Raw genomic sequence first — 24,323 nt, 5'->3', positions numbered from 1 at the left:
CGCCGCCCCGCTCAGTCGCGTTCGACATCGACCTCGGTGAGCCGGGCGAACCGCTCGGGGTCGGTACGCCGGATCCGCCGGGCGACCAGCCAGCCCGCCGCGCCGACCAGCGGCATCGGCACCAGCAGCAGCCAGTTCACCAGGCCTGAACGCCCGGTCAGCAGATCGAAGTTGAACACCGCGAGCACGGTGAGCACGGCCAGTCCGGCGGCCGCCAGCAGCGGTGCCCAGACCACCCGGAACGCGGAGAGCCCGCGCCGGTCGCGACGGAAGAACGCGAACACCGCGACCGCCGCCAGCGCCTGCATCGCCATGATGCCGAGCACCCCGACGCTGTTCGACCAGAGCAGCACCACCAGGTACGGATCGACGGCGAGCACCGCGCCCAGCCCCACCACCAGCGCGTTGAACACCGACTGCGCCAGCACGGCCGTCCCGGGCGAGCCGGTGCGTCCCGACACCCGGCCCAGTCGGCGCGGCAGCAGCCCCTCCCGGCCCAGCGCGTACAGGTAGCGCGCGGCCGCGTTGTGGAAGGCCAGCGCGGAGGCGAACGCCGAGACGATGATCAGCACGTGCATGGTGTCGGACAGCCACAGTCCGACGAACCGCTCGGCGGCCCGGAACGTCAGGTCGGGCCCGCCGTCCGCGCGGGCCTGCGCGACGGCCTGGTCGGTGCCGTACGCGCCCATCACGATCCAGGTGCCCAGCGCGTAGAACACCGCCAGGAAGCCGATCGCGATGAACGTCGCCCGGGGCACGGTGCGGGCCGGGTCACGGGCCTCCTCGGCGTAGATCGCGGTCGCCTCGAAGCCGGTGAAAGCACCTATCACCAGCACGAACATGCCCGCCACTCCGGCCTGGGTGAGCAGCGAGGGGTCGAAGGACACCGGGTCGAGCGCGGCCGTCCCCCGGTCGGCCAGCACCCCGCCCTCCATCAGCAGCAGCGACAGCACCTCCAGCACCAGGGCCACCCCGAGCACCTTCGCCGACAGCGTGACCTTCAGCCAGCCGAGCACGCCCACCACCAGCACGCACACCCCGGACAGCAGCCACCACGGCACGTGCGCGCCGGTCCGCTGCTCGATGTGCCCGGCCGCGAAGTAGCCGAACGCGGCGGCCACGCCCGGCGTGATCAGGTTGTAGCTGACCACCGCCACGTAGGCAGTGACCACCCCGAGGGTGCGCCCCAGCCCGCGCGCCACGTACGCGTAGAACGCGCCCGCGTTGCGCACGTACCGGCTCATCGCGGTGAACCCGGCGGCGAACAGCACCAGCAGCGCCCCGGAGATCAGGTACGCGGCCGGCGCGGACGCCCCGCCGACGCCGATCGCGAACGGCGCGATCCCGGCCAGCACGGTCAGCGGCGCGGCCGCGGCGACCACGAAGAACACCAGGTCGGTGGTGCCGATCAGGCCCTTGGCGAGCTGCCCGGAGGACTCGGTGGGCGGTCTTCCGGTGGGGGTGGCAACGGTGGTCATGGGTGTGGGGGTCCTTCCGAACACGGGGTGGTACGGGGGGAGTTCGGGCCGGTCAGGGGGTGAGCCGGTCGAGCACGAGGTGGCCGCGGTGCAGCACCAGCAGCCGTTCGGGGTGCGCCGCGACGGCCTCCGGCACCGAGTGGGCGGCCACCGCCACCAGGTCCGCGCGCGCCCCGACGGCGATCCCGTACTCGGCCAGCCCGAGCGCCCGGGCGGCGTGCGCGGTCGCCAGGTCGGCGGCCAGCCGCAGGTCCTGATCGGTCATCAGGTCGCCCTGCAGGCCGATGACGGTGGCCCGCTCCAGCATGTCGCCGGTGCCGTACGGCCACCACGCGTCGCGAATGTTGTCGGAGCCGGCGAACACCAGCACCCCGCGCTCGTGCAGGCGCTTCACCGGCGGCATCGACCGGGCCGGGCCGTTGGTCATCACGGCCACCCCGGCGTCCGCCAACTCCGCGGCGACGGAGTCGAGTTCACGCGGCTCCAGCTGCCCGAGGCAGTACGCGTGGCTGACCGCGACCCGCCCGCCCAGGCCCAGCGCGGCCGTCCGCCCGGCGATCGCCCGCAGCTGCGCCGCGCCGGGCGCGCCGCCGTCGTGCAGGTGGATGTCGATGCCCGCGCCGTGCCGCTCCGCCAGGCCGAAGACCACGTCCAGCTGGCCGTCCACGTCGTCGTCGAACCCGAACGGGTCGAGGCCGCCGATCAGTTCGGCGCCCTCCCTCAGCGCCGCGTCGAGCAGCTCGGCCACCCCGGGCTCGGCGACCACGCCGCTCTGCGGGAACGCCACCAGCTGCACGTCGATCAGCTCGCGGACCCGCTCGCGGGCCTCCAGCACGGCGTACAGGTGGTCGAGGCCGACGTCCGGATCGACGTCCACGTGCGAGCGGACGTGGCCGGTGCCGAGCGCCGCCATCCGGCGGGCCAGCGCCTCCGCCCGGTCCGCCACCGGCAGCAGCTCGGCCACCTCGCGGCGCTGCTGCCGCTCGGAGGCGATCTGGGCGCGCAGGTCGGCGGTCTCCCGGTGCGGCTGCCAGGGCGCGCCGAGGAAGGTCTTGTCCAGGTGGGCGTGGCCGTCCACCAGCGCGGGCAGCAGCAGCGCGCCGTTCAGCCGGCGCTCGCCGGGGCCGGCGGCGGGCAGCTCCCGGCCGGGCGGCACGGGCGTGATCGCCGCGATCAGGCCCCGGTCGATCCGCAGGTCGGCGCGGGTGCCGTCGGGCAGCGTCGCGCCCAGCAGCAGCATCGGACCTGGTGTCGGTCGGGTCGCCACGGGGGCCTCCTCGGCATCGGCGGAACGGGGACGCGGGGCGGCGCCGAGCGCCGTTCGGACCCGCTGGGCGGCCAAGCTATCTGGTATACCGAATACCGAACAAGGGGGTGGCGGGCAGAGATCTGGAATGATCTGATCGTCAGACCGCTCCGTCCGCCCGCTTCCGCCTGGAGCCCCGATGCCCGACAACCTCGGCGACGCCCACCAGTCACTGGCGGACCTCGTCTACCTCCGGTTGCGCGAGCGGATCATCGAGGGCGAGCACCCCGCCGGCCAGCGCCTGGTGGAACGCGAACTCGCCGACGGCCTCGGGGTGTCCCGCATCCCCGTCCGGGAGGCCATGCAGCGCCTGGAACGCGAGGGCTTCCTCACCGTGCAGGCCCGCCGCGGCGCCGTCGTCGCCGACTTCGGCCCGGCCGACGCCGAACACTTCTTCGCCGTCCGCGAATCGCTGGAGGCACTCGCCGCCGGCCTGGCCGCCCAGCACGCCACCGCCGCCGGCGTCCGCAGCCTGGAACGCCTGCTCGCCCGCACCCGCAAGGCCGCCGACGCCGGCCGGGTGCGCGAGACCGCCGACCTGAACGCCGACTTCCACCGCCAGATCGTCGACCTCTCCGGCAACCCGCTGCTGCGCGACATGATGGCCCCGCTCGACGGCCGCCTGCGCCGCCTGTTCCGCCTCACCTCGGACGCCGAGACCAGCGCCCCGATGTGCACCGAGCACCAGCAGCTGCTGGACGCCATCAAGGCGCACGACCCGGACGCCGCCGCCGCCCTGGCCCGCCGGCACGTCGCCGGCACCCGCGCGTTCGCCCTCCGGGTCCTCGCCCGCTGACCCGCGGGTCCGCCCGTCCGGCGACACGCCGCCGCACGGCCGCCGCCGCGGGCGTCGCCCCGAGTGCGCGAATGGGCGCGTAGGCCGCACCCGAGCATGCCCCCTCCTCATATGATCGGAGCGACATGCGTCATCCTTGGTGGTGAATAGCACTGCCCATGACACCAGCAGGAGGAAGCTCGTGGACGACGTTCTGCGGCGCGCCGCGCTGTTCGCGGCACTCGACGACGACCAGGCTGCCGAGCTCCGCGCTTCCATGACCGAGGTGACGCTCGCCCGTGGTGAGTCGCTGTTCCACGAGGGCGACCCGGGCGACCGGCTCTACGTCGTCGTCGAGGGCAAGGTCAAGCTGCACCGCGCCTCGCCGGACGGCCGCGAGAACATGCTCGCCGTGCTCGGCCCCTCCGAGATGATCGGCGAACTCTCCCTGTTCGACCCGGGCCCGCGCACCGCCACCGCCACCGCCCTCACCGAGGTCAAGCTCCTCGGCCTCGGCCACGGCGACCTGCTGCCGCTGCTGCACGCCCGCCCCGAGGTCTCCATCGCCCTGCTGCGCGCCATCGCCCGCCGCCTGCGCCGCACCAACGACGTGATGTCCGACCTGGTCTTCTCGGACGTCCCCGGCCGCGTCGCCAAGGCCCTCCTCGACCTGTCGCGCCGCTTCGGCGTCCAGTCCGACGAAGGCATCCACGTCGCCCACGACCTCACCCAGGAAGAGCTGGCCCAGCTGGTCGGCGCCTCCCGCGAGACGGTCAACAAGGCCCTGGCGGACTTCGCCGGCCGCGGCTGGCTGAAGCTGGAGGCCCGCGCGGTCGTGCTGCTGGACGTCGAACGGCTCTCCCGCCGCTCACGCTGAGAGGGCGCGAAAACAGGGGCGCGGGGAACTGCGCGAAGGGGAACGCACCACGTCCGCAAGATCGCGACGCAGGACAGTGACCTGCACTTGATCGCGACCTTGCGGACGTGGTGTGCGCTTGTCGCGCAGTTCTCCCCCAGCCCTAGCGGGCCGGGAGGTACCCCCACGCGCCCCTGGTCGTGCGCTCCCTGGTTCTCGCGCCCGCCTGCCTGCTCAGATGAGCCCGTGCTCCTCCAAGTACCTGAGCTGCGCCCGCACCGAGAGCTCCGCCGCAGGCCACAGCGCCCGGTCCACGTCCGCGTAGACCCGGGCGACGACCTCCGCGGCCGTGCGGCAGCCGGCCTCGACGGCGGTTTCGACCTGGGCGAGGCGGCCGGCCCGGTGGGCGAGGTAGTAGTCGACGGCGCCGAGCGCGTCCGCGAGGACGGGCCCGTGGCCGGGGAGGACGGTGCGGACGCCGCTCTCGGCGGCCATCGCGTGCAGGCGGCGCAGCGAGGCGAGGTAGTCGCCGAGGCGCCCGTCGGGGTGGGCGACCATCGTGGTGCCGCGGCCGAGGACGGTGTCGCCGGTGAGGATCGCGCCGTCGGCGGGCAGGTGGAAGGTCAGCGAGTCCGAGGTGTGCCCGGGGGTGGCGACGACCCGCAGGTCGAGGCCGCCGATCTCCAGCCACTGGCCGCCGTGGAGTCCTTCGTCGCCGAGCCGCAGGGCCGGGTCGAGGGCGCGGACGGCGGTGCCGGTGAGTTCGGCGAACCTGGCGGCGCCCTCGGCGTGGTCGGCGTGGCCGTGGGTGAGCAGGGTGAGGGCGATCCGCTTGCCCTGCTGTTCGGCGGTGCTGACGACCCGTCGCAGGTGGGTCTCGTCGAGCGGGCCGGGGTCGATCACGACGGCGAGGTCGGAGCCGGGTTCGGACAGCAGCCAGGTGTTGGTGCCGTCCAGCGTCATCGGGGACGGGTTGGGCGCGAGCACGCACTGGGCGCGCGGGGTGGCGACCCCGCCGATGCGATCGGCGGGGTCGCCCGGAAGCAGACCGCTCACGCGGCGTCCGCCTCGGCCCGACCGAGTCGTCGCAGCGGCAGCGGCCGCACCAGCGCCCGGGAGGGCAGCTCGCGGACGAGCAGGCGGGTGGCGGCGGCTGCGGGCGTCGGTGCGTCGCAGGCGGCGGCGCGCGGGGTGACGGTGCGGGCGGGCATGGCCGAGGTCCGGCGAGCCACGTCGTTGTGGGTCATCGGAGGTCTCCTTCCGGGGATGCGCGGGTCGGTGCTGTCGCGGCGAGAAGCCACTGGTCGGCGCGGCGAGTGCCGAGCTTTCCGGGGGAACTTTCTCACGCCGGGAACACGCCGTCGACAGTCAGTTCGTCATACCCGGGCCAGCGCACCGTCATGCGGTCCCCGGCCAGCTCGGCCCGGCCCAGCACCGGGGTGACCTTGCGGTCCGCGGCGGCGGCCAGCGCCTCGACGGAGCTGCGCACCGGCGCGAGTTCGCGCAGCACGGTGACGGTCGGCGGCATCATCCCGAACCGGCCGTCGTGGAAGCCGGCCACCGCGTCGGCGGGCGTCATCCAGGCGACCCGGTCGGCCTCGCCGACGGTGTCCGCGGCGGCCTGCCCGGCAGGGAGCGCGGCGACGAAGAACCAGGTGTCGAAGCGGCGTTCCTCGAACTCGGGGGTGACCCAGCGCGCCCAGGCGGCCAGCAGGTCGCTGCGCAGCACCAGCCGGTGCCGGGTCAGGAACTCGGCGAGGGACAGCTCGTGGGACTCCAGCGCGGCCCGCTCGGCGGCCCAGTCACCGGGTTCGACCAGCGTCCGGTCGTCGGGGCCGGCCAGCAGGACGCCGGCCTCCTCGAAGGTCTCGCGGACGGCGGCGCAGACCACCGCGCACGCGGTGGGCTCGTCCACGCCCAGGCGTTCGGCCCACTCCTCGGTGGTCGGGCCGGCCCACGGCGGGCGCACCTCGCGGTCGCGCGGGTCGACGCCGCCGCCGGGGTAGGCGTACATGCCGCCGGCGAAGGCCATGGTGGTGCGTCGGCGCAGCAGGTACGCCTCGGGGCCGGTGGCGCCGTCGCGCAGCAGCACCACGGTGGCGGCGGCCCTGGGGGCGGCGGGGACGAGCTCCCCGGCGGCCAGGGCGCGGATTCGGGCGGGCCAGGACGGCGGCATCTCGGGCATGTTCACGGATGTTAACCGCCGTCGCCCGGGCCGGACAGGCCCGCACGCGAGCGGGCCCGCCACCGCGGCGCGGCGACGGGCCCGAGGGGCGCCGCGATCAGTCGCGGACGCGGACCATCAGCTCGACCTCGACCGGCGCGTCCAGCGGCAGCACGGCCACGCCGACGGCGCTGCGGGCGTGCACGCCCTGCTCGCCGAAGACCTCGCCCAGCAGCTCGCTGGTGCCGTTGACCACGCCGGGCTGGCCGGTGAAGTCGGGGGCGGAGGCGACGAAGCCGACCACCTTGACGACCTGCTCGACCTTGTCCAGGTCGCCGATCACGGACTTGATCGCGGCCAGCGCGTTCAGCGCGCAGGTCCGGGCCAGGTCCTTGGCGTCCTCGGCGGTGACCTCGGCGCCGACCTTGCCGGTCAGCGGCAGCTTGCCGCCGACCATCGGCAGCTGGCCGGAGGTCATCACGTAGTGGCCGGTGCGCAGCGCGGGGACGTACGCGGCGACCGGGGCCGCCACCTCGGGCAGGGTCAGCCCGAGCTCGGCGAGCTTCTGCTCTACCTGGCCCATGACTACTCCTTCTCGCGCTTCAGGTACGCGACCAGCTGCTCCGGGTTCGGCCCCGGAACGACCTGGACGAGCTCCCAGCCGTCCTGGCCCCAGGTGTCGAGGATCTGCTTGGTGGCGTGCACGAGCAGCGGCACGGTGACGTATTCCCACTTGGTCATGGGGTGACTCTAGCCGCCCCGGCCGGTGTGAGGTGGGACACAAAGGGGCCGTCAATCCCGGGGGCGGCCGGGATGCTCCCGTCATCCGGAGCGCGCGCTCGTTACCCTCGCGGTGAGGGATGCCCTCGGAAGGACTCGCCCCGACGGGGCGTTCGGCAGGCGGCGACGGACGGAGAACGGGCGTGGCGGGCAGCAGCGGTACGGCGGGGCCGACCGGGCAGGCGTCGCCGCGGGAGCCGGACCGGTCGCCCCGGGAGCCCGACTGGGACGGCGTCAGGCTGCACGTGGTCAGCGGCAAGGGCGGCACCGGCAAGACCACGCTGGCCGCGGCGCTGGCGCTGGCGCTGGCCGCCGAGGGCCGCCGCACCCTGCTGATCGAGGTGGAGGGCCGGCAGGGCATCGCCGAGCTGTTCCGGATCGCCGCGCTGCCGTACGAGGAGCGCCGGGTGGCCACCGTGACGCCCGCCCAGCTGGGGCTGCCCGGCAAGGGCCACGGCGAGGTGCACGCGCTGGCCATCGACACCGAGCAGGCGCTGCTCGAGTACCTGGAGATGTTCTACAAGCTGGGCCGGGCCGGTAAGGCCCTGCAGAAGGTCGGCTTCGTCGACTTCGCCACCACCGTCGCCCCCGGCGTGCGCGACGTGCTGCTCACCGGCAAGGCCTGCGAGGCCGCCCGTCGCAAGGGCCCGGACGGCCGGCGCGCCTACGACGCGGTGGTGATGGACGCCCCGCCGACCGGCCGCCTCACCCGCTTCCTGAACGTGAACTCCGAGGTGGCGGGCCTGGCCAGGTTCGGCCCGATCCACACCCAGGCGCAGGCCGTGATGCGGGTGCTGCGCTCCCCCGAGACGGCCGTGCACTTCACCACCCTGCTGGAGGAGATGCCGGTGCAGGAGACGGTGGACGGGATCGCCGACCTGCGCGAGGCCGGCCTGCCGGTCGGCGGCGTGCTGGTGAACATGGTGCGCCCGCCGATACTGGACGCGGCGGCGGTCGAGGCCGCCCGCGGCGACCACCGCGAGGAGGTGGCGCTGGCCCTCGGCGAGGCCGGCCTCGGCGGGCGCTCACGCAAGCCGGAGACCGTGCGGGCCGCCGTGGAGCCGCTGCTCGACCCGCTGCTGGAGCAGGCCAGGGAGCACGCCGAACGGGTCGAACTGGAACGCACCCAGCGCATCGACCTCCAGCAACTCCGGCTTCCCACCTACGAGTTGCCACTGCTCGGCGAGGGCGTGGACCTGGCCGGACTGTACCGGCTGGCAGGCGAGCTGAAGCGGCAGGGAGCGGCATGACCGGGCTGGACATCGACACCCTGATCGACGACCGGGAGACCCGCATCGTGGTCTGCTGCGGCTCCGGCGGGGTCGGCAAGACCACCACCGCCGCGGCGATCGGCCTGCGCGCCGCCGAACGCGGCCGCCGCGTCGTGGTGCTGACCATCGACCCGGCCCGCCGGCTCGCCCAGTCGATGGGCCTGACCGAGCTCGACAACACCCCGCGGGTGGTCAAGGGCACCCGGGGCGAGGGCGAACTCCAGGCGATGATGCTGGACATGAAGCGGACCTTCGACGAGGTCGTGCTCGCCCACGCCGACCCCGAGCGGGCCCGGACCATCATGGAGAACCCGTTCTACCAGTCGCTGTCGGCCGGTTTCGCGGGCACCCAGGAGTACATGGCCATGGAGAAGCTCGGCCAGCTCCGCGCCGAGGACCGCTGGGACCTGATCGTCGTCGACACCCCGCCGTCCCGCTCCGCGCTGGACTTCCTGGACGCCCCCAGCCGCCTCGGGTCCTTCCTCGACGGCCGGGTGATCCGGCTGCTCACCGCCCCCGCCAAGGTCGGCGGCCGCTCCGCGATGAAGTTCCTCAACGTCGGCATGGGCCTGATCACCGGCACCCTCGGCAAGATCTTCGGAGCCCAACTGCTCACCGACGTCCAGACGTTCGTCTCCGCGATGGACTCCATGTTCGGCGGCTTCCGGGAACGCGCCGACCGCACCTACCAGCTGCTGAAGGCCGAAGGCACCGCGTTCCTGGTGGTCGCCGCGCCCGAGCGCGACGCACTGCGCGAGGCCGCGTACTTCGTCGACCGGCTGGCCGCCGACGCCATGCCGCTGGCCGGCCTGGTGCTCAACCGGGTGCACACCACCGGCGCCCCGCACCTCACCTCGGAACGCGCGCTGGCCGCCGCCGAGGCCCTGGAGGAGAACGGAACAGCCGCCTCCAGCGTCGAGGCCGAGACGCTGGCCGCCGGGCTGCTGCGCCTGCACGCCGAACGCGTGCAGGTCATGGCCAGGGAGCGGCGCACCCGCGACCGCTTCGCCTCGGTCTACCCGGACGTGCCGATCGTCGAAGTACCCGCGCTGCCCGGAGACGTCCACGACCTGGACGGGCTGCGGGCCATCGGCAACCGCCTCGGCTCCCCCACCGAGTGAGCCGACGGCCCACCGCACCACTCCTCCTGACGGAGCGTCAGCCCGCCTGGGCGTAGTCCCGCAGGACCACCCCGGTGGCCAGCGACTCCTCGTACTCGGTGCGCGCGGTCTCCAGCAGCCTGCGCCAGGACCCCACGGTCGGGCGCCGGCGCAGCAGCGCCCGACGCTCGCGCTCCGTCATTCCGCCCCACACGCCGAACTCGACACGGTTGTCGAGTGCGTCCGCGAGGCACTCGGTGCGCACCGGGCACCCGCTGCACACCGCCTTGGCGCGGTTCTGCGCCGCCCCCTGCACGAACAGTTCATCCGGATCGCTCGTGCGGCACGCGGCCTGCGCGCTCCAGTCGTCCACCCAGCCCATCCCGGCGCCGTCCTCTCCCGATTCGGGGCTCCCCCACGGCGGCAACGGCATATTCACCGTTGCCAGTTGAGGACGTTACGGAAGAACGACACAACGCAACAGCCCCTGTCGGCCCAATCTCGAATGACCCGATCGGACTATGGGTGTCCGGGAGCTCACTCGTTGGAGTGATTGCAGGTCGGGGGCCTTGCCGGGCCCGAATGGGGCGTTTTCGTCACGGTGCGCGACAGCCGCCCGCCGTGCAGCTGCCAAATTTCGGTGCACAATGCCCCGAATCGGACAAAGCTCATCACTCACAAGAGTGATGATGATGAACGCAGCGAAGCTGTCGCAGTTCTGTGACAAGCGTAGGCGAACACCTGCCCCCCTGTACGGGATTCGGCGACGTAGGGTTCTCCCCATGGCAGCTTCGCGATCCACGGGTACCGCACTGGACAAGGCAGGGCTCGGCGTCAAGTTCCTGGGCAGCGCCGTGCTGGCCGGCATCCTGGTCGCCGGAATGGCGCTGCCGGCCGTCGGCGCGTTCGGCCTGACCGCCAAGGACACCGCCGAATCGTTCGACAACATCCCGGACGACTTCAAGACGCCGACGCTCTCCCAGGTGTCGATGATCTACGACGCCAAGGGCGGCCTGATCGCCAAGGTCTACGACCGCGACCGCACCATCCTCACCAAGGAGGAGATGGCGCCGATCATGCGCCAGGCGCAGGTCGACATCGAGGACAACCGCTTCTACGAGCACGGCGCCGTCGACCTCAAGGGCGTGCTGCGCGCGGCCACCAAGAACGCCGAGTCCGGCACCACCGCCCAGGGCGCCTCCACGCTCACCCAGCAGTACGTGAAGAACGTCTTCGTCGAGCAGGCCGGCGACGACCAGCAGGCCTTCCTGGAAGCCACCAAGAAGAGCATGGGTCGCAAGATCCAGGAGCTGAAGTACGCCATCAAGCTGGAGGAGGACCTGAGCAAGGATCAGATCCTCACCAACTACCTGAACATCACGTTCTACGGCCACCAGGCGTACGGCATCGAGTCCGCCTCCAAGCGCTACTTCAACAAGAGCGCCAAGGACCTCAACATCCCCGAGGCCGCGATGCTCGCCGGCCTGGTGCAGAACCCCTCGTCGTACGACCCGATCGCCCACCCGCAGGCCGCGCTGAACCGCCGCAACACGGTGATCAACAAGCTGCTGGAGTACAAGCACATCTCGCCGGACGAGGCGAAGGCCGCGCTCGCCACCGACCTCGGCATCAAGTACACCGAGCCGCAGAACGGCTGCATCACCGCGCAGAACGGCATGGGCTTCTTCTGCGACTACGTGCGCCACGTGATCAAGCAGGACCCGGCGTTCGGGAAGACCGCCGCCGACCGGCAGAAGCTCTGGTCGCAGGGCGGCCTGAAGATCAACACCACCATCGACCCGGACAAGCAGCAGGCCATGTACAACGCGGTCACCAAGAAGGTCTACGTGACCGACAAGGTCTCCGCCGCCGGCACCATGGTCAAGCCCGGCACCGGCGAGATCCTCGCGATGGCCCAGACCCGCCCGTACGGCCTGGACGAGTCGAAGAAGCAGACCGTCCTCAACCTGAACGTCGGCTCGTCGATGGGCGGCGGCAGCGGCTTCTCCCCCGGCTCGACCTTCAAGCCGATCCTGGCCGCGGCCGCCCTGGAGAACGGGGTGCCGATCACCCAGGAGCTGTCCTCGCCGCCGAAGATGGACTACCCCCGGGTCTCCACCTGCGAGGGCACCTGGGTCAACAACACCCGGCCCATCGCCACCGTGTCGAACGAGTCCGACCAGGAAATCGGCCCGTACAGCATGCAGATCGCCATGCAGAAGTCGGTCAACACCTACTTCGTGCAGCTGGAGCAGCAGACCGGCCTCTGCCCGATGAAGCAGATGGCCGACAAGCTCGGCGTCGGCACCCTGGCCAACGGCAAGTCGCTGCAGGAGGTCCCCTCCATGGTGCTCGGCACCCAGGAGGTCAGCCCGCTCCAGATGGCCGCCGTCTACGCGTCCTTCGCCGCCCGCGGCATGTACTGCGCCCCGATCGCGCTGACCTCCGTGGTCACCAGCGACAACAAGAAGCTGGACGTGCCGAAGGCCAACTGCAACCAGGCGATGTCCCAGACCACCGCGGACGGCGTCAACTCGCTGCTGCTCGGCGTGACCGAGAAGGGCACCGGCTCCTCCCTCGGCCTCGACGACGGCCGCCCGATCGCCGGCAAGACCGGCACCACCGACGAGCGGTTCGCCGCCTGGTTCACCGGCTACACCCCCGACCTCGCCACCTCGGTCTGGCTCGGCGGCGTCGGCGGCAACGTCTCGATGAAGAACATCACCATCGGCGGCAGGCCCTTCACCGCGGTCTACGGCGCCGACGGCCCCGGCCCGATCTGGCGCATGGCCATGAACGACGCCCTGGACGGCACGCCGGTCAGCCACTTCAAGCTCACCAACATCACCCCGCAGACGCCCACCACCCCGCCCGCCACCGACAACCCCGACCCGTCCGGCGACGGCGCCCAGGGCAACCCCACCGGCGGGGGCAACGGGAACGGCGGCGGGAACGGCGGCAACCCCGGCTGGCCCACCGGCGGGTTCTCCTTCCCGCCCACCAGCGGCAACACCGGCAAGCCCGGCCACCGCTGACCGGCACGTAGGAAGCCGCCCGTCCGGAGTTCGACTCCGGGCGGGCGGCTTCGTGTCGTACGCCTGCTGCTCGCCGTCAGCCGGCCAGCGCCGCCTTCACCGCAGCGGCCACCCGGCCGCCCTCCGCCTTGCCCTCGACCCGCGGCCGCACCAGCTTCATCACGGCGCCCATGCCCTGCGGGCCGCTCGCCCCCGACTCCGCCACCGCGGCGGCCACGATCCCGGCCAGCTCCTCGTCGGTGAGCTGCTTCGGCAGGTACCCGTCCAGCAGCTCGCCCTCGGCCCGCTCCCGCGCCGCCTGCTCCGCCCGACCGGCGCCCTCGAAGGCCTCCGCGGCCTCCCGCCGCTTCTTCGCCTCCTTGCCGATCACCTGAAGCACCTCGGCGTCGGACAGCTCGCGCTTCTCCTTGCCCGCCACCTCGGCGCTGGTCACCGCAGCCAGCGTCAACCGGAGAGTGGACGAGCGCAGCTCGTCCCGTGCCTTGATGGCAGCCGTGAGGTCCTCGTGCAGCTGCTCCTTGAGCGTCGTCATGCCGCCGATTCTGACACCTGTACGGCCCCGACGCCGCTCCTTTACCCGCCGCCACCTGCCGATTCCGCCCGCCGGCACCCGCCGCCCCTCGCTGACGGCCCGTCACCGCCCGCCGAGCCCCGGGCGCTTGTCCGTCTTTTCGAACGGTCTGCGACCATGGACCGATGCGACCGCTGTACTCCGTCCCGCTCGGTGTCGCCGCCACCGGTGCCGCCTGTCTCGTCTACGCCGCCGGGTACGAGGTCCGCTCGTTCCGCCTGCGCCGCGTCGAGGTTCCGATCCTTCCCGCCGGCGCGCGGCCGATCCGGATCCTCCAGGTGTCCGACATCCACATGGTCACCGGGCAGGCCAAGAAGCAGCGCTGGCTGCAGAGCCTCGCCGGGCTCCGTCCCGACCTCGTCGTCAACACCGGCGACAACCTCTCCGACCCGCTCGGCGTCCCCGCCACGCTGGACGCCCTCGGGCCGCTGATGGACTTCCCCGGCGTCTACGTCTTCGGCTCCAACGACTACTACGGCCCCGCCCGCAAGTCGCCCACCCGCTACCTCAAGGCCCTGCGCAGCGGCGTCCACGGCCTCAACAACCCCGACGGCACCGGGCGCCGCGGCATCACCGGCGCCGTCCACAACCCCTGGCAGAAGCTCCGCGACGGCTTCGACCGGGCCGGCTGGCTCGACCTCAACAACGCCCGCGGCCGCCTCACCGTCGCCGGCCTCGACATCGAGTTCACCGGCCTCGACGACCCGCACATCCGCCTCGACGACTACACCGCCGTCGCCGGCGGCCCCTCCCCCGACGCCGACCTCTCCCTCGCCGTCGTCCACGCCCCCTACCTCCGCGTCCTCGACGCCTTCACCGCCGACCGCTACCCCCTGATCCTCGCCGGCCACACCCACGGCGGCCAGCTCTGCATCCCCTTCTACGGCGCCCTCGTCACCAACTGCGACCTCGACACCGACCGCGTCAAAGGCCTCTCCACCCACACCGCCGCCGGCCACCGCTCCCACCTCCACGTCTCCGCCGGCTGCGGCACCAACCGCTACACCCCCCTCCGCTTCGCCTGCCCCCCCGAAGCCACCCTCCTCACCCTCACCCCCACCCCTCACTGACCAGCCCCTAAACCGGATTTCGTCTCTGGCCCCACCTCCTGTAGAGTTCTACTCGTTGCGCCGGACACGGAAGGCAACAAAGCAGGACCGGGGTATAGCGCAGCTTGGTAGCGCGCTTCGTTCGGGACGAAGAGGCCGTGGGTTCAAATCCCGCTACCCCGACTTCGTAAGTGCAGGTGAGGGCCCTGCCGGAGAAATCCGGTAGGGCCCTTCCTCGTTGTGCGGATCCCCCTGCGTGACTACGTCGATGTAGCCATGCAGGGGGACCGCAGAACGAGCTGGCTACGCCTCGGTGGAGTGCGGCCAGTGATCACCGGCGGCCTGGAAGATTCGGTCTTCGTGGTCGGGCCAGGCGAGGGTGATGCCGACCCGTGCGCACAGTCCGACCCATCGGAGGTCGGTGGGTTCGCGTTCCACCCACAGGATGGGGCGAACAGCGGGTGCGCGGTGCTGGAGTTGGTCGTGGTAGTCGAGGAGTTGACCGAGGCCGGCGCGCAGTTGGCGAATCTCGTTGGTGTCGGTCAGGGACTTGACCTCGCACACAGTGAGGTTGCCGTCCGGGTCCCGCCAGGCGAGGTCGAAGTCCGGGTCTGCCAGGGTGGGTGACAGCACGACCATGCCGCGGTTGGTGGCTTCTTTGGCGAGGTTGTTCTGGAGCCGGCGGTGTGTTTGCAGGTTGCGGCGGTTCAGGTCGGGGTTCTGTTCGGCCGGGGCCGCTATGGCAGGGATGACGTGCTCGTCCGCCGGACGGTAGTCGACGCCCACCTCGACGTCGGACCGCTGGACGGTCGCACCGACCCGAATCATGTGGAACCTGATGACGTCCCGAAGTTCGCTCGTGCCGGTGCCGGGTGCCCGACCGGGGGAGTAGGGCTTGGCCGAGTCGAGGGTGAACTCGCCGACATAGCGGACCACCTCTCTGGAACCCTCGAACAGGCGCAGCCGCTTGCCCGTCCGGAGGTGGTCACGAATCGCCTTGTTGCCCTTGTCGAAGACCTGGTCTCCGTGCTGGCCTGCCCCGGTGTAGTGGAACGTGCCGTCCTCGTCCCACTCGTCGAAGTAGCCGTGCTGCCGGCCCGCCTTGGGGTCGGTGAAGATGAGCACGTTGGGACTCCGGCGCGACGGGCTGATGCCGCCCTGGCCGCTGCCGCCGTAACGGCTGTGCAGCTCGGTCCTACGGATCTGGTCGCCCGGGCGAAGGTGCCACTCCAGGTCCTTACCTCGCGACTCCACCAGCACATCCGCGATCGCCGCCCGCTGGATGTCGTCCAGGCGGTGAGGCCCGGCCGCCAGCGACCCGCCCATCACCGGCAGGCCGATCAGCGCATGCGCGAACCGGTCCTTGGGGACAGGACGGTCGAGCCACTCGTCCACGGTCAGCGGGACGCACCAACCCGGTGATGCGTCCGCAGGTCCGGGCGCCGCGGGGCCGGTGAGGTGTCCGTGTGCGATCACGCCGCCGTCCGGCCCGAGGCGGAAGAGGAAGAACGGGTCGCCTGCCGTCAGCTGGTCCTGGCTGCGATCGAGGTTCCAGGACTTGAGCTCTTGGCCGTCCCGGTGGAACGGCAGGAGGTCGAGGTCGTCCGGGTGATAGGTCAGGATCCAGGCGTTCACTAGGCCCCCGTGGCAGTTGATGAAGCGTCCGTGCGTCTACCGACCGAACCTACGCCATGCCACTGACAGCCCTGCGACTTCCTGCGCAGGGGCAAGCCACGGGCCAACGTGGCCAACCTTCCTGGAAGGGTTGATGGTTGGAGCCGGAACAATGGCGGGATGACATATGAAGATGTGACCTTCATGTACGGACCGGTGCCGGGAGTCGAGGTCGGCAAGGTCTATGCCAACCGTCGTGCGCTGTTCGACGCCGGCGTCCACCGTCAGCTCCAGGCGGGCATCGCCGGAACGAAGGTTCACGGCGCACAGTCGATCGTGATCTCCGGTGGCTACGAGGACGACGAGGACCACGGTGACGTGGTCATCTACACCGGCCAGGGTGGGCGCGACCCCAACACGGGGCAGCAGGTCGCAGCGCAACAGCTCACCCGCGGCAACGCTGCGCTGGTCACCAGCGTGAGCACCGGAGTTCCCGTTCGCGTGATACGCAGCCTGGCGGACCATCAGCGGAAGTCGGTGGTGGCGGGCTACCGCTACGACGGCCTGTTCCGAGTGGAGGAGTACTGGTCCGACCTGGGGCGCTCCGGCCACCTGGTGTGGCGCTACCGGCTCGTGCAGGCGACAACGGCCGAAGTCCCGCCGATCCACCAGCCGCCCCTGCCGGCCCCTCCGGTCGGGCGCAAGACGCTGACCCGGGTGGAGACCAAGATCCAACGGATCGTACGCAGCACCTCGGTGGCGGACTTCGTCAAACGTGCGCACGACTTCACTTGCCAGGTGTGCGGCACTCGCTTGCCGACGCCCACTGGCGCCTACGCAGAAGCCGCGCACATTCGGGGCCTCGGCCGACCGCACAACGGCCCCGATGTCGCCTCCAACGTGCTCTGCCTCTGCCCGAACCACCACACCCTCTTCGACTTCGGGATGCTCTGGATCAACGACGATCTGACCGTCACCGAGCAGGCCACCGGCGCCTCGCTGGGCCGGCTGTCCGTGGTGGCGGCGCACGAGATCGACCGGGACCACCTGGCCTACCACCGCTCGCACCACTCCCGGAACTGGGTCCACGAACCCGACGGAAGCTCCCTGTGAGACCCGCCGCGTTCCCGGGGGCGGAGCGAAGCGGTTCCGTCGGGTGGGGGATTGTCGTGCGGTGGGGTGGGGTGGGGAAGATTCTGGTGGGTGTGGCGGAGTCGTGTGCCCGGTGAGTGTGAGGTGCGGCCGGTGGTCGCTGAGCCCCGAGGGAGGGGATGTTGATGGCTGAGGCGTTTGCCACGGCGGACTTTCAGGCCCGGATGGCCCGTGCGGCCACGGCTGCTGCGGATGCGGGGTTGGCGGGGCTGGTCGTGACGCCCGGTCCGGATCTGACGTATTTGACGGGGTACCTGCCGGTGAACACGGAGCGGTTGACGGCGCTGGTGGTGGCGCCGGGGGCGGAGCCGGTGCTGTTGGTGCCGAGGTTGGAGCGTCCGGACGCGGAGCGGGCGGCGGGTGCGGAGGCGGTCCGGATGGCGGACTGGATCGACGGCGAGGACCCGTACGCGGTGCTGGCCCCGAACATGGACGCGGCGGGCCGGTACGGGATCTCGGACAACGCGTGGGCGATGCACCTGCTGGGCCTGCAGGGGGCGCTGCCGGCCACCTCGTACGCCTCGTTGACGTCGGTGCTGCCGATGCTGCGGGCGGTGAAGGAGCCGGACGAGCTGGCCCGGTTGGCGGCGGCGGGTGCGGCGGCGGACCTGACGTACGGGGCGATCCTGGGGGTGCCGTTCGCGGGTCGCACCGAGCGGGAGGTGGCGGCCGATCTGGCGTCGCTGCTGATCGAGCACGGGCACAGCCAGGTGGACTTCACGGTGGTGGGCTCGGGCCCGAACGGGGCGAATCCGCATCACGAGGCCGGGGACCGGGTGATCCGGCCCGGCGACACGGTGGTGCTGGACTTCGGCGGGTTGAAGGACGGCTACGGCTCGGACACCACCCGTACGGTGTACGTCGGCACCGAGCCGCCCGCCGAGGTGCGGGAGGTGCACGACCTGGTGCGGCGGGCCCAGCAGGCCGCGTTCGACGCGGTGGCGCCGGGGGTGAGCTGCCAGGAGATCGACCGGGTGGCCCGGGCGGTGATCACCGGGGGCGGGTACGGCGAGTACTTCATCCACCGCACCGGTCACGGCATCGGCCTGACCACGCACGAGCCGCCGTACATGATCGAGGGCGAGACCCGGCCGCTGGTGCCGGGGATGTGCTTCTCGATCGAGCCGGGCGTCTACCTGCCGGGCCGGTTCGGCGTCCGGATCGAGGACATCGTGACGGTGACGGAGACCGGCGGCCTGCGGTTCAACGGGACGCCGCACGAGCTGGCGTACGTGAACTGACCGTCCCGCGCCGGGCGTTCAGCGGTCGAACGCCCGGCGCAGGTCGGCGAGCAGGGCCCGCAGTGCCGGGGCGGGGCCGGGGCGGGAGACCAGGGCGAGCAGGCCGGGGGTGGTGAGGCCGGCGACGGGGACCGGCCGCAGGGCGGGGAAGGCCTCGGCCATGGAGCGGCTGAGCACGGCGACGCCGAGGCCGCGGGCGGCGAGGTCGGCGATCGCGGAGGCGGCGGAGGCCTGCAGGGCGATCCGCGCGGTGAGTCCGGCGGCGGCGCAGTCGCGGTCGAGGGCGGCGCGGACGCCGGTGCCGGACGGCAGGCAGATCAGCGGGTGGGCGAGCAGTTCGGCGAGGGTGGTGCCGGGTCCGTCCAGGGGGTGGCCGGGCGGGACGGCGGCGACCAGGGGTTCGTCGATCAGGGTGTGCGCGTCGAGGCCGTCGGGGGTGGCGCCGGCGCAGCCGATCAGGGCGAGGTCGAGGGCGCCGGTGCGGACGGCTTCGGCGAGGTGGGCGGAGTCGCCCTCCAGCAGGGCGAGTTCGACGCCGGGGTGGGCGCGGTGGAAGGCGGCGAGGCCGTCGAACAGCGGGGTGAGGGTGCAGCCGGCCACCATGCCGAGGGTGAGGCTGCCGCGAATCAGGTCGCTGACCTCGCCGACGGCCTGGCCGACCGCGCGGGCCGCGGCGACGGCCTGCCGGGCGTGTTCGAGGGCGGCCTTTCCGGCCGTGGTGAGGGTGACGGTGCGGGCGGAGCGGTCGAAGAGTTCGGCGCCGAGTTCGCGTTCCAGCTGCCGGATCTGGGCGCTGACCCCGGACTGGCTGATGTGCACCCGCTCGGCGGCGCGGGTGAAGTTGCGCTCCTCGGCGACGGCGAGGAAGTACTCCAGCTGCCTCAGTTCCATGAGTGCAGATTCTAGTTCGGAGCAGAACCAGCTGTTGGACTTCTGATCACATCGGCGGGAGGCTTGGAGCACCAAGGAGCGACCACGCGGAGGCGGCGATGAGCGAGTACGAGAAGGCGATGCGCCCGGAGGACCTGACCCGGCTGTTCGTGGAGCGCTCGAACGCGGGTGACGCGGCCGGGGTCGCCGCGCTGTACGAGGAGCACGCGGTGCTGGCGTACCCGCCGGGGCGGTTCACCGTCGGCCGGGAGGCGATCCGGGAGCTGTGGGCGCAGGTGCTGGCGCACCGTCCGCGGTTCACCCCGGAGGCTCCGCTGCCGACGCTGGCGGCGGACGGCATCGCGCTGACCTCCACGCCGCCGAAGGACGGCACGGGGGCCCGCGCCCAGGTGGTGCGGCAGCAGCCGGACGGCAGTTGGCTGCGGCTGCTGGACCAGCCCGAGTTCCGGCGTCCGACGGCCGGGTGAGGCGTCAGCCGGCGAGCTGCTTGTAGTAGTAGGTGGTGTCGGCGAGCACGCCGTCGGGGGTCGCGGCGTGGCCGGGGACGGTGCCGAAGGCGGTCCAGCCGGCGCTGCGGTAGAGGTGTTCGGCGGCGCTGCCGGTCTGGGTGTCGAGCAGCAGCAGGGTGGCGCCGGCGTCGCGGGCGGCCTGTTCGGCGGTGGCCAGCAGTCGGCGGCCCAGGCCGGCGCCGCGGGCGTCGCGGTGCACCAGCAGCTTGGACACCTCGGCGCGGTGCCGTCCGTTCGGCCGCGTCTCGCGGACCAGGGCGACGGTGCCCAGCAGGCGGCCGTCGGGGCCGGTGGCCGTCCACAGCAGGCGGGTGCCGTCGGCGACGGACGGGTGCAGGGTGCGCCACCAGGCGGCCGCTTCCGGGTAGGTGGTGCCGGCCAGGAAGCCGACCGAGGCGCCGTCGTCCACGGCGTCCAGCAGCAGGTCGGCGAGGGCGTCGCAGTGGGCGTGGAGGCCGTCGGCGGTGAGCGGGCGGATCAGTGCGGTCACCGCCCCACCGTACGGGGGGGCGCACCCGGCGGTCGGGGGCGGTGTCAGGAATGGTTACCGTGGTGGGGTGTACCGGTTCCTGTTCAGCCCGCGGTGGCTCGTCGGCACGGTTGTCGCGGTGGCGGCGATCGGGGTCTGTCTGATGCTGGGTTCCTGGCAGTTGGGCCGGTTCGAGAGCCGGGTCTCCACCCACCAGGACATCGACCGGGCGAGTGCCGCGGCGGCCGGGGCGCAGGCCCGGCCGCTGTCCGAGGTGCTGCCCGACGCCGCCGCGAAGGTCGGCACCGACACGCTGGGCCGGGCGGTGACCGTCACCGGCTCGTTCGACGTGGAGCACCAGCTGCTGGTGCCGAACCGCACGGTGGACGGCCGCTCCGGCTACTACGTGCTGACGCCGCTGCTGGTCGACGGCGGCCGGGCGGTGCCGGTGGTGCGGGGCTGGGCGGCGGGTTCGCCGGGCGAGGCCCCGGCGGTGCCGTCCGGGCAGGTGAGCGTGACGGGCCGGCTGCAGGCGCCGGAGAACAGCGGCAGCGGCGGCGCGGTGGCGGGCGGTCTGCCGGCCGGGCAGCTGGGCACGATCAGCCCGGCGACGCTGGTGAACGTGCTGCCGTACCCGCTGTACGACGGCTGGGTGGCGGCCGACGACGTCCCGGCGGGCCTGACCCCGGTGCCGACGGTGCAGCCGCAGGGCGGGGACGGGCTGAGCCTGCGGGCGTTCCAGAACCTGGGCTACACCCTGGAGTGGTTCGTCTTCGCCGGGTTCGTGGTCTTCATGTGGTTCCGGCTGGTGCGCCGCGAGGCGGAGGCCGTCCAGGACCGGGCCCTCGGACTGGACCCGGCCCTCGACTGACCCGCGAACGCCCGGTCAGCGCTTCCCAGTACGCGAGGCACTCGGCGACGCGGAAACCCCGGGCGACGGCGAGGCCGAGGCGCTGCCGGACGGCGAGCCGCTCGGGCAGGGCGACGGCGGGGCCGCGGAGCTCGGCGAGGCGCTGCCCGCCGAGGCCGAGGCCGAGCCCGACGGCGAGCCGGGCCCGGTGGCGGGCAGCGCGTTCGGGCTGGGGCAGTTGCCGAAGTCGCCGAAGCCGGAACCCGGCGTGGGCGACGGGTTGCCGCACTCGTCCACGTAGTCGTCGCTGCGGCTGGAGCCCGGCCGGTGGTGGTAGTGGTGGACGACCACCCGGGAGCCGCCGCCCGAGTGGGACGTGGTGCCGGAGCTCTTGCTGCCGCCGCCGGACTTGGACCCGCTGGAGCCCTTGGAGCTGCGGCCGCCGCTCTTGCTCTTGGCGAGCACCCGCAGGTCGACGCCGGTGTCGGCCTTGGCGGGGGCGGCGGCCTCCACGCAGTCGTACTTCTCGTTCGACGAGCAGCCGGCCGCGGTCAGCACGATCGCGCCGACCGCGGCGGCGGCCAGCGCGGCGCGTCCACCCATCCGTTGTCCCCCCACCGGCCGGGGGCACCGGTCACCGGACGGTGCCGGGGGCCAGGTGTCGCCGGACGAAGTCGATCTCCAAGCGAAGCTGCTTGATCCGCTCGTCGACGACCAGCGAACCGTGCCCGGCATCGTAGCGGTACACCTCGTGGACCTTGCCGAGCTCCTCCAGCCGCCGCACGTAGTTGTCGATCTGCCGGATCGGGCAGCGCGGGTCGTTGACGCCGGCGCTGATGTACACCGGGGCCTTGACCTGCTCGACGTAGCTCAGCGGCGAGGAGGCGTGCCAGCGCTCGGGGACCTCCTCGGGGGTGCCGCCGAACAGCGTGCGGTCCAGCGACTTCAGCGCCTCCATCTCGTCCGCGTAGGCGGTGAGGTAGTCGGCGACGGGGACGGCGGCCAGGCCGAGCGTCCACCGGTCGGGCTGGGTGCCGAGGCCGAGCAGGGTCAGGTAGCCGCCCCAGGAGCCGCCGGAGAGCACCAGCCGGTCCGGGTCGGCCAGGCCGGAGGAGACCGCCCAGTCGCGGACCGCGCCGATGTCCTCCAGCTCGATCAGGCCGACGCGTTCGGTGAGCGCGTCCGTCCAGGCCTGGCCGTAGCCGGTGGAGCCGCGGTAGTTGACCCGGACCACCGCGAAGCCGTGGTCGAGCCAGGCGGCGGGGCCGGCCGCGAAGGAGTCGCTGTCGTGGTGGGTGGGGCCGCCGTGCACCTCGAACACCGTCGGGTGCGGGCCCTCGCCGGCGGGCCGCTGCACCAGGGCGTGCACCCGGCCGCCGGGGCCGTCCACCCAGACGTCCTCGACGGGCACCGAGCCGGGCGGGACCGGGCCGGGCGCGCGCAGCACCACGGTGCCGGCGGTGGAGCGCACCGCGGACGGCTCGGCGGCCGACGACCACAGGAACTCGACGGTGCCGTCGGGGCGGGCGGTGGCCCCGGCGACGGTGCCGCGCGGGGTGTCCAGCCGGGTCAGCTCGCCGGTGTCCAGCCGGTACGAGAACAGCTCGGAGCGGGCCTCGTACTCGTGCTCGATCAGCAGCGAGCGGGCGTCGGGCCGCCACTGCGCGGACAGGTCGCCGGGGAACGGGCGGCCCTGCTCGTCGCGGAGGGTCAGCTCGGTCTCGGCGCCGGTGGCGACGTCCCACAGCATCGGCTCCCAGCGGCCGGAGCGCTGGTGGGCGACCAGCAGCCGGGTGTCGCCGGCGGCGGGCGCGAAGCCGAGGCAGGAGACGCCGCGCGGCTCGGCGCGGCCGGTGACCTCGTCGAGTTCGGCGACGGTGGCGCCGTCGGACAGCCGCAGCACCCGGATCGCCCCGTGCATGGCGTCGCCGTGCTCGGTGTGGTCGACGGCCAGCAGCGAGCTGTCGTGGGACAGGTCGCCGACGCCGCCGTACTCGGCGTGGTGGTAGACCACCTCGGGCTCGTCCGCGCCGGGCCGGCGCAGGTAGAGGGTGGTGCCCTCGTCGTCGGTGGAGGTGCCGACCACCACGGTGCCGTCGCGGCCGAGCGCCAGGCCCGCCTCGTAGGCGGCGGGGACGCCGGGCACGGCCTCCTGGTCGGGGCCGCCGGCGAACGGCTGGCGGCGCCAGACGCCGAACTCGTCGCCGTCGGTGTCGTCGAACCACCAGATCCACTCGCCGTCGGGGCTGAGCTCGGCGTCCGTGGTGCCGTTGGGGCGGTCGGTGACCCGGCGGTGCTCGTCGGCGACGCGGTCCCACGCGTACACCTCGAAGGTGCCGGTCGCGTTGGACACGTACAGTGCCCGCTCCGGCGCCTCGTCCGCCCACTCGGGCAGCGAGACCCGCGCTGCCCGGAACCGCTGCTCCCACGCCGGAACGATGTTCGTCTGCTCGTTCATACCCTCATCCAACCCGATTCCGGGTGGTGAGCGGAACGGTGCGGGCGAGGACGGGAAGCCGGGCGGCTGCGGTGCGGCACCTGACTGTCGATCATCAGAAGGGTTACAAATACGACATAACGACCGGAGGAGTTGTGCCATGCCCGCATCCGCGCCGCCGTTCGACCAGCTCGACCGGCTCGACCTGCCCGTCCTCGCCCAGCACCTGGGCCTGGTCGAGGAGATCGAGCAGTACCTGGCCGGACTTCCCGCCCCCGACCGGCAGCCACTGCTGCCGCTGCGGCCCCCGCCCGCGCTGCCCCCGGTGGAGCCCGGCTGCGACGGCGGGGCGTACGGCTCCGTCCGGCAGCCGTGGAACTTCGGCCATCCGCTGCCGCACCGCACCCTGCTGGACCGGATGGCCCGCCGCCCGGCCCGCCCGGTGCCGGTCACCGTCGCCGGGCACCTGCGGCTGACCTCGCGCTACCTCGCCGAGGCCGGCTGGATCCAGGGCGCGATGTGGGACGCGGCCGGCCGGGTCTGCCTGCTCGGCGCGCAGACCGCCGTCCTCGCGCACGGCTACGGCACCGCGTACACGGTGCGCCGGGCCCGCGTCCAGATCATGGAGGTGCTGCACGCCACCGGCCGCCCGACCACCTCGCCCGACCTGTGGAACGACCGGCCCGGGCGGCGGCAGGCCGAGGTGCACGCCCTGCTGCGGCGCGCCGAGGCCCGCGCCGAGTCGCTCGGCATCTGAGCCCGACGCCCGGACCGG

At 72.8% G+C, this 24,323-nt stretch carries 25 protein-coding genes and 1 tRNA gene; 12 read left to right on the top strand and 14 right to left on the bottom strand.

Features of this window, described 5'->3' with window-relative positions; genetic code table 11:
• Positions 1 to 11: 11 nt before the first annotated feature.
• Both ACWEMJ_RS05720 and ACWEMJ_RS05715 read right to left on the bottom strand, forming a co-directional pair.
• A complete protein-coding gene (locus ACWEMJ_RS05720) occupies positions 12 to 1,478 on the bottom strand; it encodes an APC family permease (RefSeq protein WP_452135683.1) in 1,467 nt (488 codons plus the stop codon).
• A 52-nt stretch (positions 1,479 to 1,530) separates the two neighbouring features.
• Positions 1,531 to 2,745, bottom strand: coding sequence for an amidohydrolase family protein (locus ACWEMJ_RS05715; protein WP_452135682.1), 1,215 nt, complete (start codon positions 2,743 to 2,745; stop codon positions 1,531 to 1,533).
• Between the two features lie 178 nt (positions 2,746 to 2,923).
• Between ACWEMJ_RS05715 and ACWEMJ_RS05710 the strand changes: the two genes are divergently transcribed.
• Together ACWEMJ_RS05710 and ACWEMJ_RS05705 are read left to right on the top strand one after the other, a co-directional pair.
• The gene (locus ACWEMJ_RS05710) at positions 2,924 to 3,580 is read left to right on the top strand and encodes a GntR family transcriptional regulator (protein WP_452135681.1); all 657 of its coding nucleotides are present in this window, start codon (positions 2,924 to 2,926) and stop codon (positions 3,578 to 3,580) included.
• 181 nt (positions 3,581 to 3,761) lie between these two features.
• Positions 3,762 to 4,436: a Crp/Fnr family transcriptional regulator gene (locus ACWEMJ_RS05705; RefSeq protein ID WP_014136744.1), complete on the top strand. Its 675-nt coding sequence runs from the start codon at positions 3,762 to 3,764 to the stop codon at positions 4,434 to 4,436.
• A gap of 213 nt (positions 4,437 to 4,649) precedes the next feature.
• On the opposite strand, the gene ACWEMJ_RS05700 is transcribed toward ACWEMJ_RS05705, so the two are convergent.
• The 5 genes from ACWEMJ_RS05700 to ACWEMJ_RS05680 all read right to left on the bottom strand — a co-directional run bounded on the left by ACWEMJ_RS05700 (position 4,650) and on the right by ACWEMJ_RS05680 (position 7,320).
• A complete protein-coding gene (locus ACWEMJ_RS05700) occupies positions 4,650 to 5,471 on the bottom strand; it encodes an MBL fold metallo-hydrolase (protein WP_452135680.1) in 822 nt (273 codons plus the stop codon).
• Positions 5,468 to 5,662, bottom strand: coding sequence for a hypothetical protein (locus ACWEMJ_RS05695; RefSeq protein ID WP_452135679.1), 195 nt, complete (start codon positions 5,660 to 5,662; stop codon positions 5,468 to 5,470). The genes ACWEMJ_RS05700 and ACWEMJ_RS05695 overlap by 4 nt, the downstream gene beginning before the upstream one ends.
• 95 nt (positions 5,663 to 5,757) lie before the next feature.
• The gene (locus ACWEMJ_RS05690) at positions 5,758 to 6,600 is read right to left on the bottom strand and encodes an NUDIX hydrolase (RefSeq protein WP_452135678.1); all 843 of its coding nucleotides are present in this window, start codon (positions 6,598 to 6,600) and stop codon (positions 5,758 to 5,760) included.
• Between the two features lie 97 nt (positions 6,601 to 6,697).
• Positions 6,698 to 7,162, bottom strand: a complete 465-nt coding sequence (locus ACWEMJ_RS05685) for a RidA family protein (RefSeq protein WP_452135677.1) — start codon at positions 7,160 to 7,162, stop codon at positions 6,698 to 6,700.
• 2 nt (positions 7,163 to 7,164) lie between these two features.
• Positions 7,165 to 7,320, bottom strand: coding sequence for a DUF4177 domain-containing protein (locus ACWEMJ_RS05680; RefSeq protein ID WP_014136749.1), 156 nt, complete (start codon positions 7,318 to 7,320; stop codon positions 7,165 to 7,167).
• 278 nt (positions 7,321 to 7,598) lie between these two features.
• Between ACWEMJ_RS05680 and ACWEMJ_RS05675 the strand changes: the two genes are divergently transcribed.
• Together ACWEMJ_RS05675 and ACWEMJ_RS05670 are read left to right on the top strand one after the other, a co-directional pair.
• Positions 7,599 to 8,609, top strand: coding sequence for an ArsA-related P-loop ATPase (locus tag ACWEMJ_RS05675; protein ID WP_452135723.1), 1,011 nt, complete (start codon positions 7,599 to 7,601; stop codon positions 8,607 to 8,609).
• Positions 8,606 to 9,751: an ArsA family ATPase gene (locus tag ACWEMJ_RS05670; RefSeq protein ID WP_452135676.1), complete on the top strand. Its 1,146-nt coding sequence runs from the start codon at positions 8,606 to 8,608 to the stop codon at positions 9,749 to 9,751. The genes ACWEMJ_RS05675 and ACWEMJ_RS05670 overlap by 4 nt, the downstream gene beginning before the upstream one ends.
• A gap of 37 nt (positions 9,752 to 9,788) precedes the next feature.
• Here ACWEMJ_RS05670 and ACWEMJ_RS05665 read toward each other — a convergent pair whose 3' ends face one another.
• The gene (locus ACWEMJ_RS05665; RefSeq protein ID WP_035864045.1) at positions 9,789 to 10,112 is read right to left on the bottom strand and encodes a WhiB family transcriptional regulator; all 324 of its coding nucleotides are present in this window, start codon (positions 10,110 to 10,112) and stop codon (positions 9,789 to 9,791) included.
• 400 nt (positions 10,113 to 10,512) lie between these two features.
• Between ACWEMJ_RS05665 and ACWEMJ_RS05660 the strand changes: the two genes are divergently transcribed.
• Positions 10,513 to 12,765, top strand: coding sequence for a transglycosylase domain-containing protein (locus ACWEMJ_RS05660; protein ID WP_452135675.1), 2,253 nt, complete (start codon positions 10,513 to 10,515; stop codon positions 12,763 to 12,765).
• 76 nt (positions 12,766 to 12,841) lie between these two features.
• Here the strand turns inward: ACWEMJ_RS05660 and ACWEMJ_RS05655 are convergent, their stop codons facing one another.
• On the bottom strand, positions 12,842 to 13,297 hold the full coding sequence (locus ACWEMJ_RS05655) for a GatB/YqeY domain-containing protein (RefSeq protein WP_452135674.1): 456 nt from the start codon (positions 13,295 to 13,297) through the stop codon (positions 12,842 to 12,844).
• A 164-nt stretch (positions 13,298 to 13,461) separates the two neighbouring features.
• On the opposite strand from ACWEMJ_RS05655, the gene ACWEMJ_RS05650 reads away from it, so the two are divergent.
• Both ACWEMJ_RS05650 and ACWEMJ_RS05645 read left to right on the top strand, forming a co-directional pair.
• Complete coding sequence (locus ACWEMJ_RS05650) at positions 13,462 to 14,406, top strand: metallophosphoesterase (protein ID WP_452135673.1); 945 nt, start codon at positions 13,462 to 13,464, stop codon at positions 14,404 to 14,406.
• Positions 14,407 to 14,494: 88 nt separating this feature from the next.
• Positions 14,495 to 14,568 (top strand) — tRNA-Pro (locus tag ACWEMJ_RS05645).
• A gap of 120 nt (positions 14,569 to 14,688) precedes the next feature.
• Here ACWEMJ_RS05645 and ACWEMJ_RS05640 read toward each other — a convergent pair.
• Positions 14,689 to 16,020, bottom strand: coding sequence for a hypothetical protein (locus ACWEMJ_RS05640; RefSeq protein ID WP_452135672.1), 1,332 nt, complete (start codon positions 16,018 to 16,020; stop codon positions 14,689 to 14,691).
• A gap of 159 nt (positions 16,021 to 16,179) precedes the next feature.
• On the opposite strand from ACWEMJ_RS05640, the gene ACWEMJ_RS05635 reads away from it, so the two are divergent.
• Together ACWEMJ_RS05635 and ACWEMJ_RS05630 are read left to right on the top strand one after the other, a co-directional pair.
• The gene (locus ACWEMJ_RS05635) at positions 16,180 to 17,112 is read left to right on the top strand and encodes a YDG/SRA domain-containing protein (protein ID WP_452135671.1); all 933 of its coding nucleotides are present in this window, start codon (positions 16,180 to 16,182) and stop codon (positions 17,110 to 17,112) included.
• A 164-nt stretch (positions 17,113 to 17,276) separates the two neighbouring features.
• Positions 17,277 to 18,392 (top strand): M24 family metallopeptidase, encoded by a 1,116-nt coding sequence (locus ACWEMJ_RS05630; RefSeq protein WP_452135670.1) that lies wholly within the window; start codon positions 17,277 to 17,279, stop codon positions 18,390 to 18,392.
• 18 nt (positions 18,393 to 18,410) lie between these two features.
• Here ACWEMJ_RS05630 and ACWEMJ_RS05625 read toward each other — a convergent pair whose 3' ends face one another.
• Positions 18,411 to 19,283: a LysR family transcriptional regulator gene (locus tag ACWEMJ_RS05625; protein ID WP_452135669.1), complete on the bottom strand. Its 873-nt coding sequence runs from the start codon at positions 19,281 to 19,283 to the stop codon at positions 18,411 to 18,413.
• A gap of 98 nt (positions 19,284 to 19,381) precedes the next feature.
• On the opposite strand from ACWEMJ_RS05625, the gene ACWEMJ_RS05620 reads away from it, so the two are divergent.
• Entirely contained in the window at positions 19,382 to 19,750 is a 369-nt protein-coding gene (locus ACWEMJ_RS05620; protein WP_452135668.1) for a YybH family protein, read from the top strand.
• 4 nt (positions 19,751 to 19,754) lie between these two features.
• Here the strand turns inward: ACWEMJ_RS05620 and ACWEMJ_RS05615 are convergent, their stop codons facing one another.
• A complete protein-coding gene (locus ACWEMJ_RS05615; RefSeq protein WP_452135667.1) occupies positions 19,755 to 20,282 on the bottom strand; it encodes a GNAT family N-acetyltransferase in 528 nt (175 codons plus the stop codon).
• Positions 20,283 to 20,349: 67 nt separating this feature from the next.
• Between ACWEMJ_RS05615 and ACWEMJ_RS05610 the strand changes: the two genes are divergently transcribed.
• On the top strand, positions 20,350 to 21,132 hold the full coding sequence (locus ACWEMJ_RS05610; protein WP_452135666.1) for an SURF1 family protein: 783 nt from the start codon (positions 20,350 to 20,352) through the stop codon (positions 21,130 to 21,132).
• 15 nt (positions 21,133 to 21,147) lie between these two features.
• Here ACWEMJ_RS05610 and ACWEMJ_RS05605 read toward each other — a convergent pair whose 3' ends face one another.
• Both ACWEMJ_RS05605 and ACWEMJ_RS05600 read right to left on the bottom strand, forming a co-directional pair.
• Positions 21,148 to 21,714 (bottom strand): hypothetical protein, encoded by a 567-nt coding sequence (locus tag ACWEMJ_RS05605; RefSeq protein WP_452135665.1) that lies wholly within the window; start codon positions 21,712 to 21,714, stop codon positions 21,148 to 21,150.
• 31 nt (positions 21,715 to 21,745) lie between these two features.
• The gene (locus ACWEMJ_RS05600) at positions 21,746 to 23,569 is read right to left on the bottom strand and encodes a prolyl oligopeptidase family serine peptidase (protein WP_452135664.1); all 1,824 of its coding nucleotides are present in this window, start codon (positions 23,567 to 23,569) and stop codon (positions 21,746 to 21,748) included.
• A 139-nt stretch (positions 23,570 to 23,708) separates the two neighbouring features.
• Here ACWEMJ_RS05600 and ACWEMJ_RS05595 point away from each other — a divergent pair, with 139 nt between their 5' ends.
• On the top strand, positions 23,709 to 24,305 hold the full coding sequence (locus ACWEMJ_RS05595) for a DUF6197 family protein (protein ID WP_452135663.1): 597 nt from the start codon (positions 23,709 to 23,711) through the stop codon (positions 24,303 to 24,305).
• The last annotated feature ends 18 nt before the right edge of the window (positions 24,306 to 24,323 follow it).

It is taken from the genome of Kitasatospora sp. NPDC004531 (genome assembly GCF_053602195.1).
This window is presented reverse-complemented; position numbering and strand designations above follow the sequence as displayed.

Coding starts and splice junctions, on each gene's coding strand:
- ACWEMJ_RS05685 (WP_452135677.1), bottom strand. CDS start 7,162: ATGGGCCAGGTAGAGCAGAAGCTCGCCGAGCTCGGGCTGACCCTGCCC.
- ACWEMJ_RS05605 (WP_452135665.1), bottom strand. CDS start 21,714: ATGGGTGGACGCGCCGCGCTGGCCGCCGCCGCGGTCGGCGCGATCGTG.
- ACWEMJ_RS05625 (WP_452135669.1), bottom strand. CDS start 19,283: ATGGAACTGAGGCAGCTGGAGTACTTCCTCGCCGTCGCCGAGGAGCGC.
- ACWEMJ_RS05620 (WP_452135668.1), top strand. CDS start 19,382: ATGAGCGAGTACGAGAAGGCGATGCGCCCGGAGGACCTGACCCGGCTG.
- ACWEMJ_RS05635 (WP_452135671.1), top strand. CDS start 16,180: ATGACATATGAAGATGTGACCTTCATGTACGGACCGGTGCCGGGAGTC.
- ACWEMJ_RS05665 (WP_035864045.1), bottom strand. CDS start 10,112: ATGGGCTGGGTGGACGACTGGAGCGCGCAGGCCGCGTGCCGCACGAGC.
- ACWEMJ_RS05595 (WP_452135663.1), top strand. CDS start 23,709: ATGCCCGCATCCGCGCCGCCGTTCGACCAGCTCGACCGGCTCGACCTG.
- ACWEMJ_RS05710 (WP_452135681.1), top strand. CDS start 2,924: ATGCCCGACAACCTCGGCGACGCCCACCAGTCACTGGCGGACCTCGTC.
- ACWEMJ_RS05630 (WP_452135670.1), top strand. CDS start 17,277: ATGGCTGAGGCGTTTGCCACGGCGGACTTTCAGGCCCGGATGGCCCGT.
- ACWEMJ_RS05690 (WP_452135678.1), bottom strand. CDS start 6,600: ATGCCCGAGATGCCGCCGTCCTGGCCCGCCCGAATCCGCGCCCTGGCC.
- ACWEMJ_RS05660 (WP_452135675.1), top strand. CDS start 10,513: ATGGCAGCTTCGCGATCCACGGGTACCGCACTGGACAAGGCAGGGCTC.
- ACWEMJ_RS05680 (WP_014136749.1), bottom strand. CDS start 7,320: ATGACCAAGTGGGAATACGTCACCGTGCCGCTGCTCGTGCACGCCACC.
- ACWEMJ_RS05650 (WP_452135673.1), top strand. CDS start 13,462: ATGCGACCGCTGTACTCCGTCCCGCTCGGTGTCGCCGCCACCGGTGCC.
- ACWEMJ_RS05655 (WP_452135674.1), bottom strand. CDS start 13,297: ATGACGACGCTCAAGGAGCAGCTGCACGAGGACCTCACGGCTGCCATC.
- ACWEMJ_RS05695 (WP_452135679.1), bottom strand. CDS start 5,662: ATGACCCACAACGACGTGGCTCGCCGGACCTCGGCCATGCCCGCCCGC.
- ACWEMJ_RS05720 (WP_452135683.1), bottom strand. CDS start 1,478: ATGACCACCGTTGCCACCCCCACCGGAAGACCGCCCACCGAGTCCTCC.
- ACWEMJ_RS05600 (WP_452135664.1), bottom strand. CDS start 23,569: ATGAACGAGCAGACGAACATCGTTCCGGCGTGGGAGCAGCGGTTCCGG.
- ACWEMJ_RS05670 (WP_452135676.1), top strand. CDS start 8,606: ATGACCGGGCTGGACATCGACACCCTGATCGACGACCGGGAGACCCGC.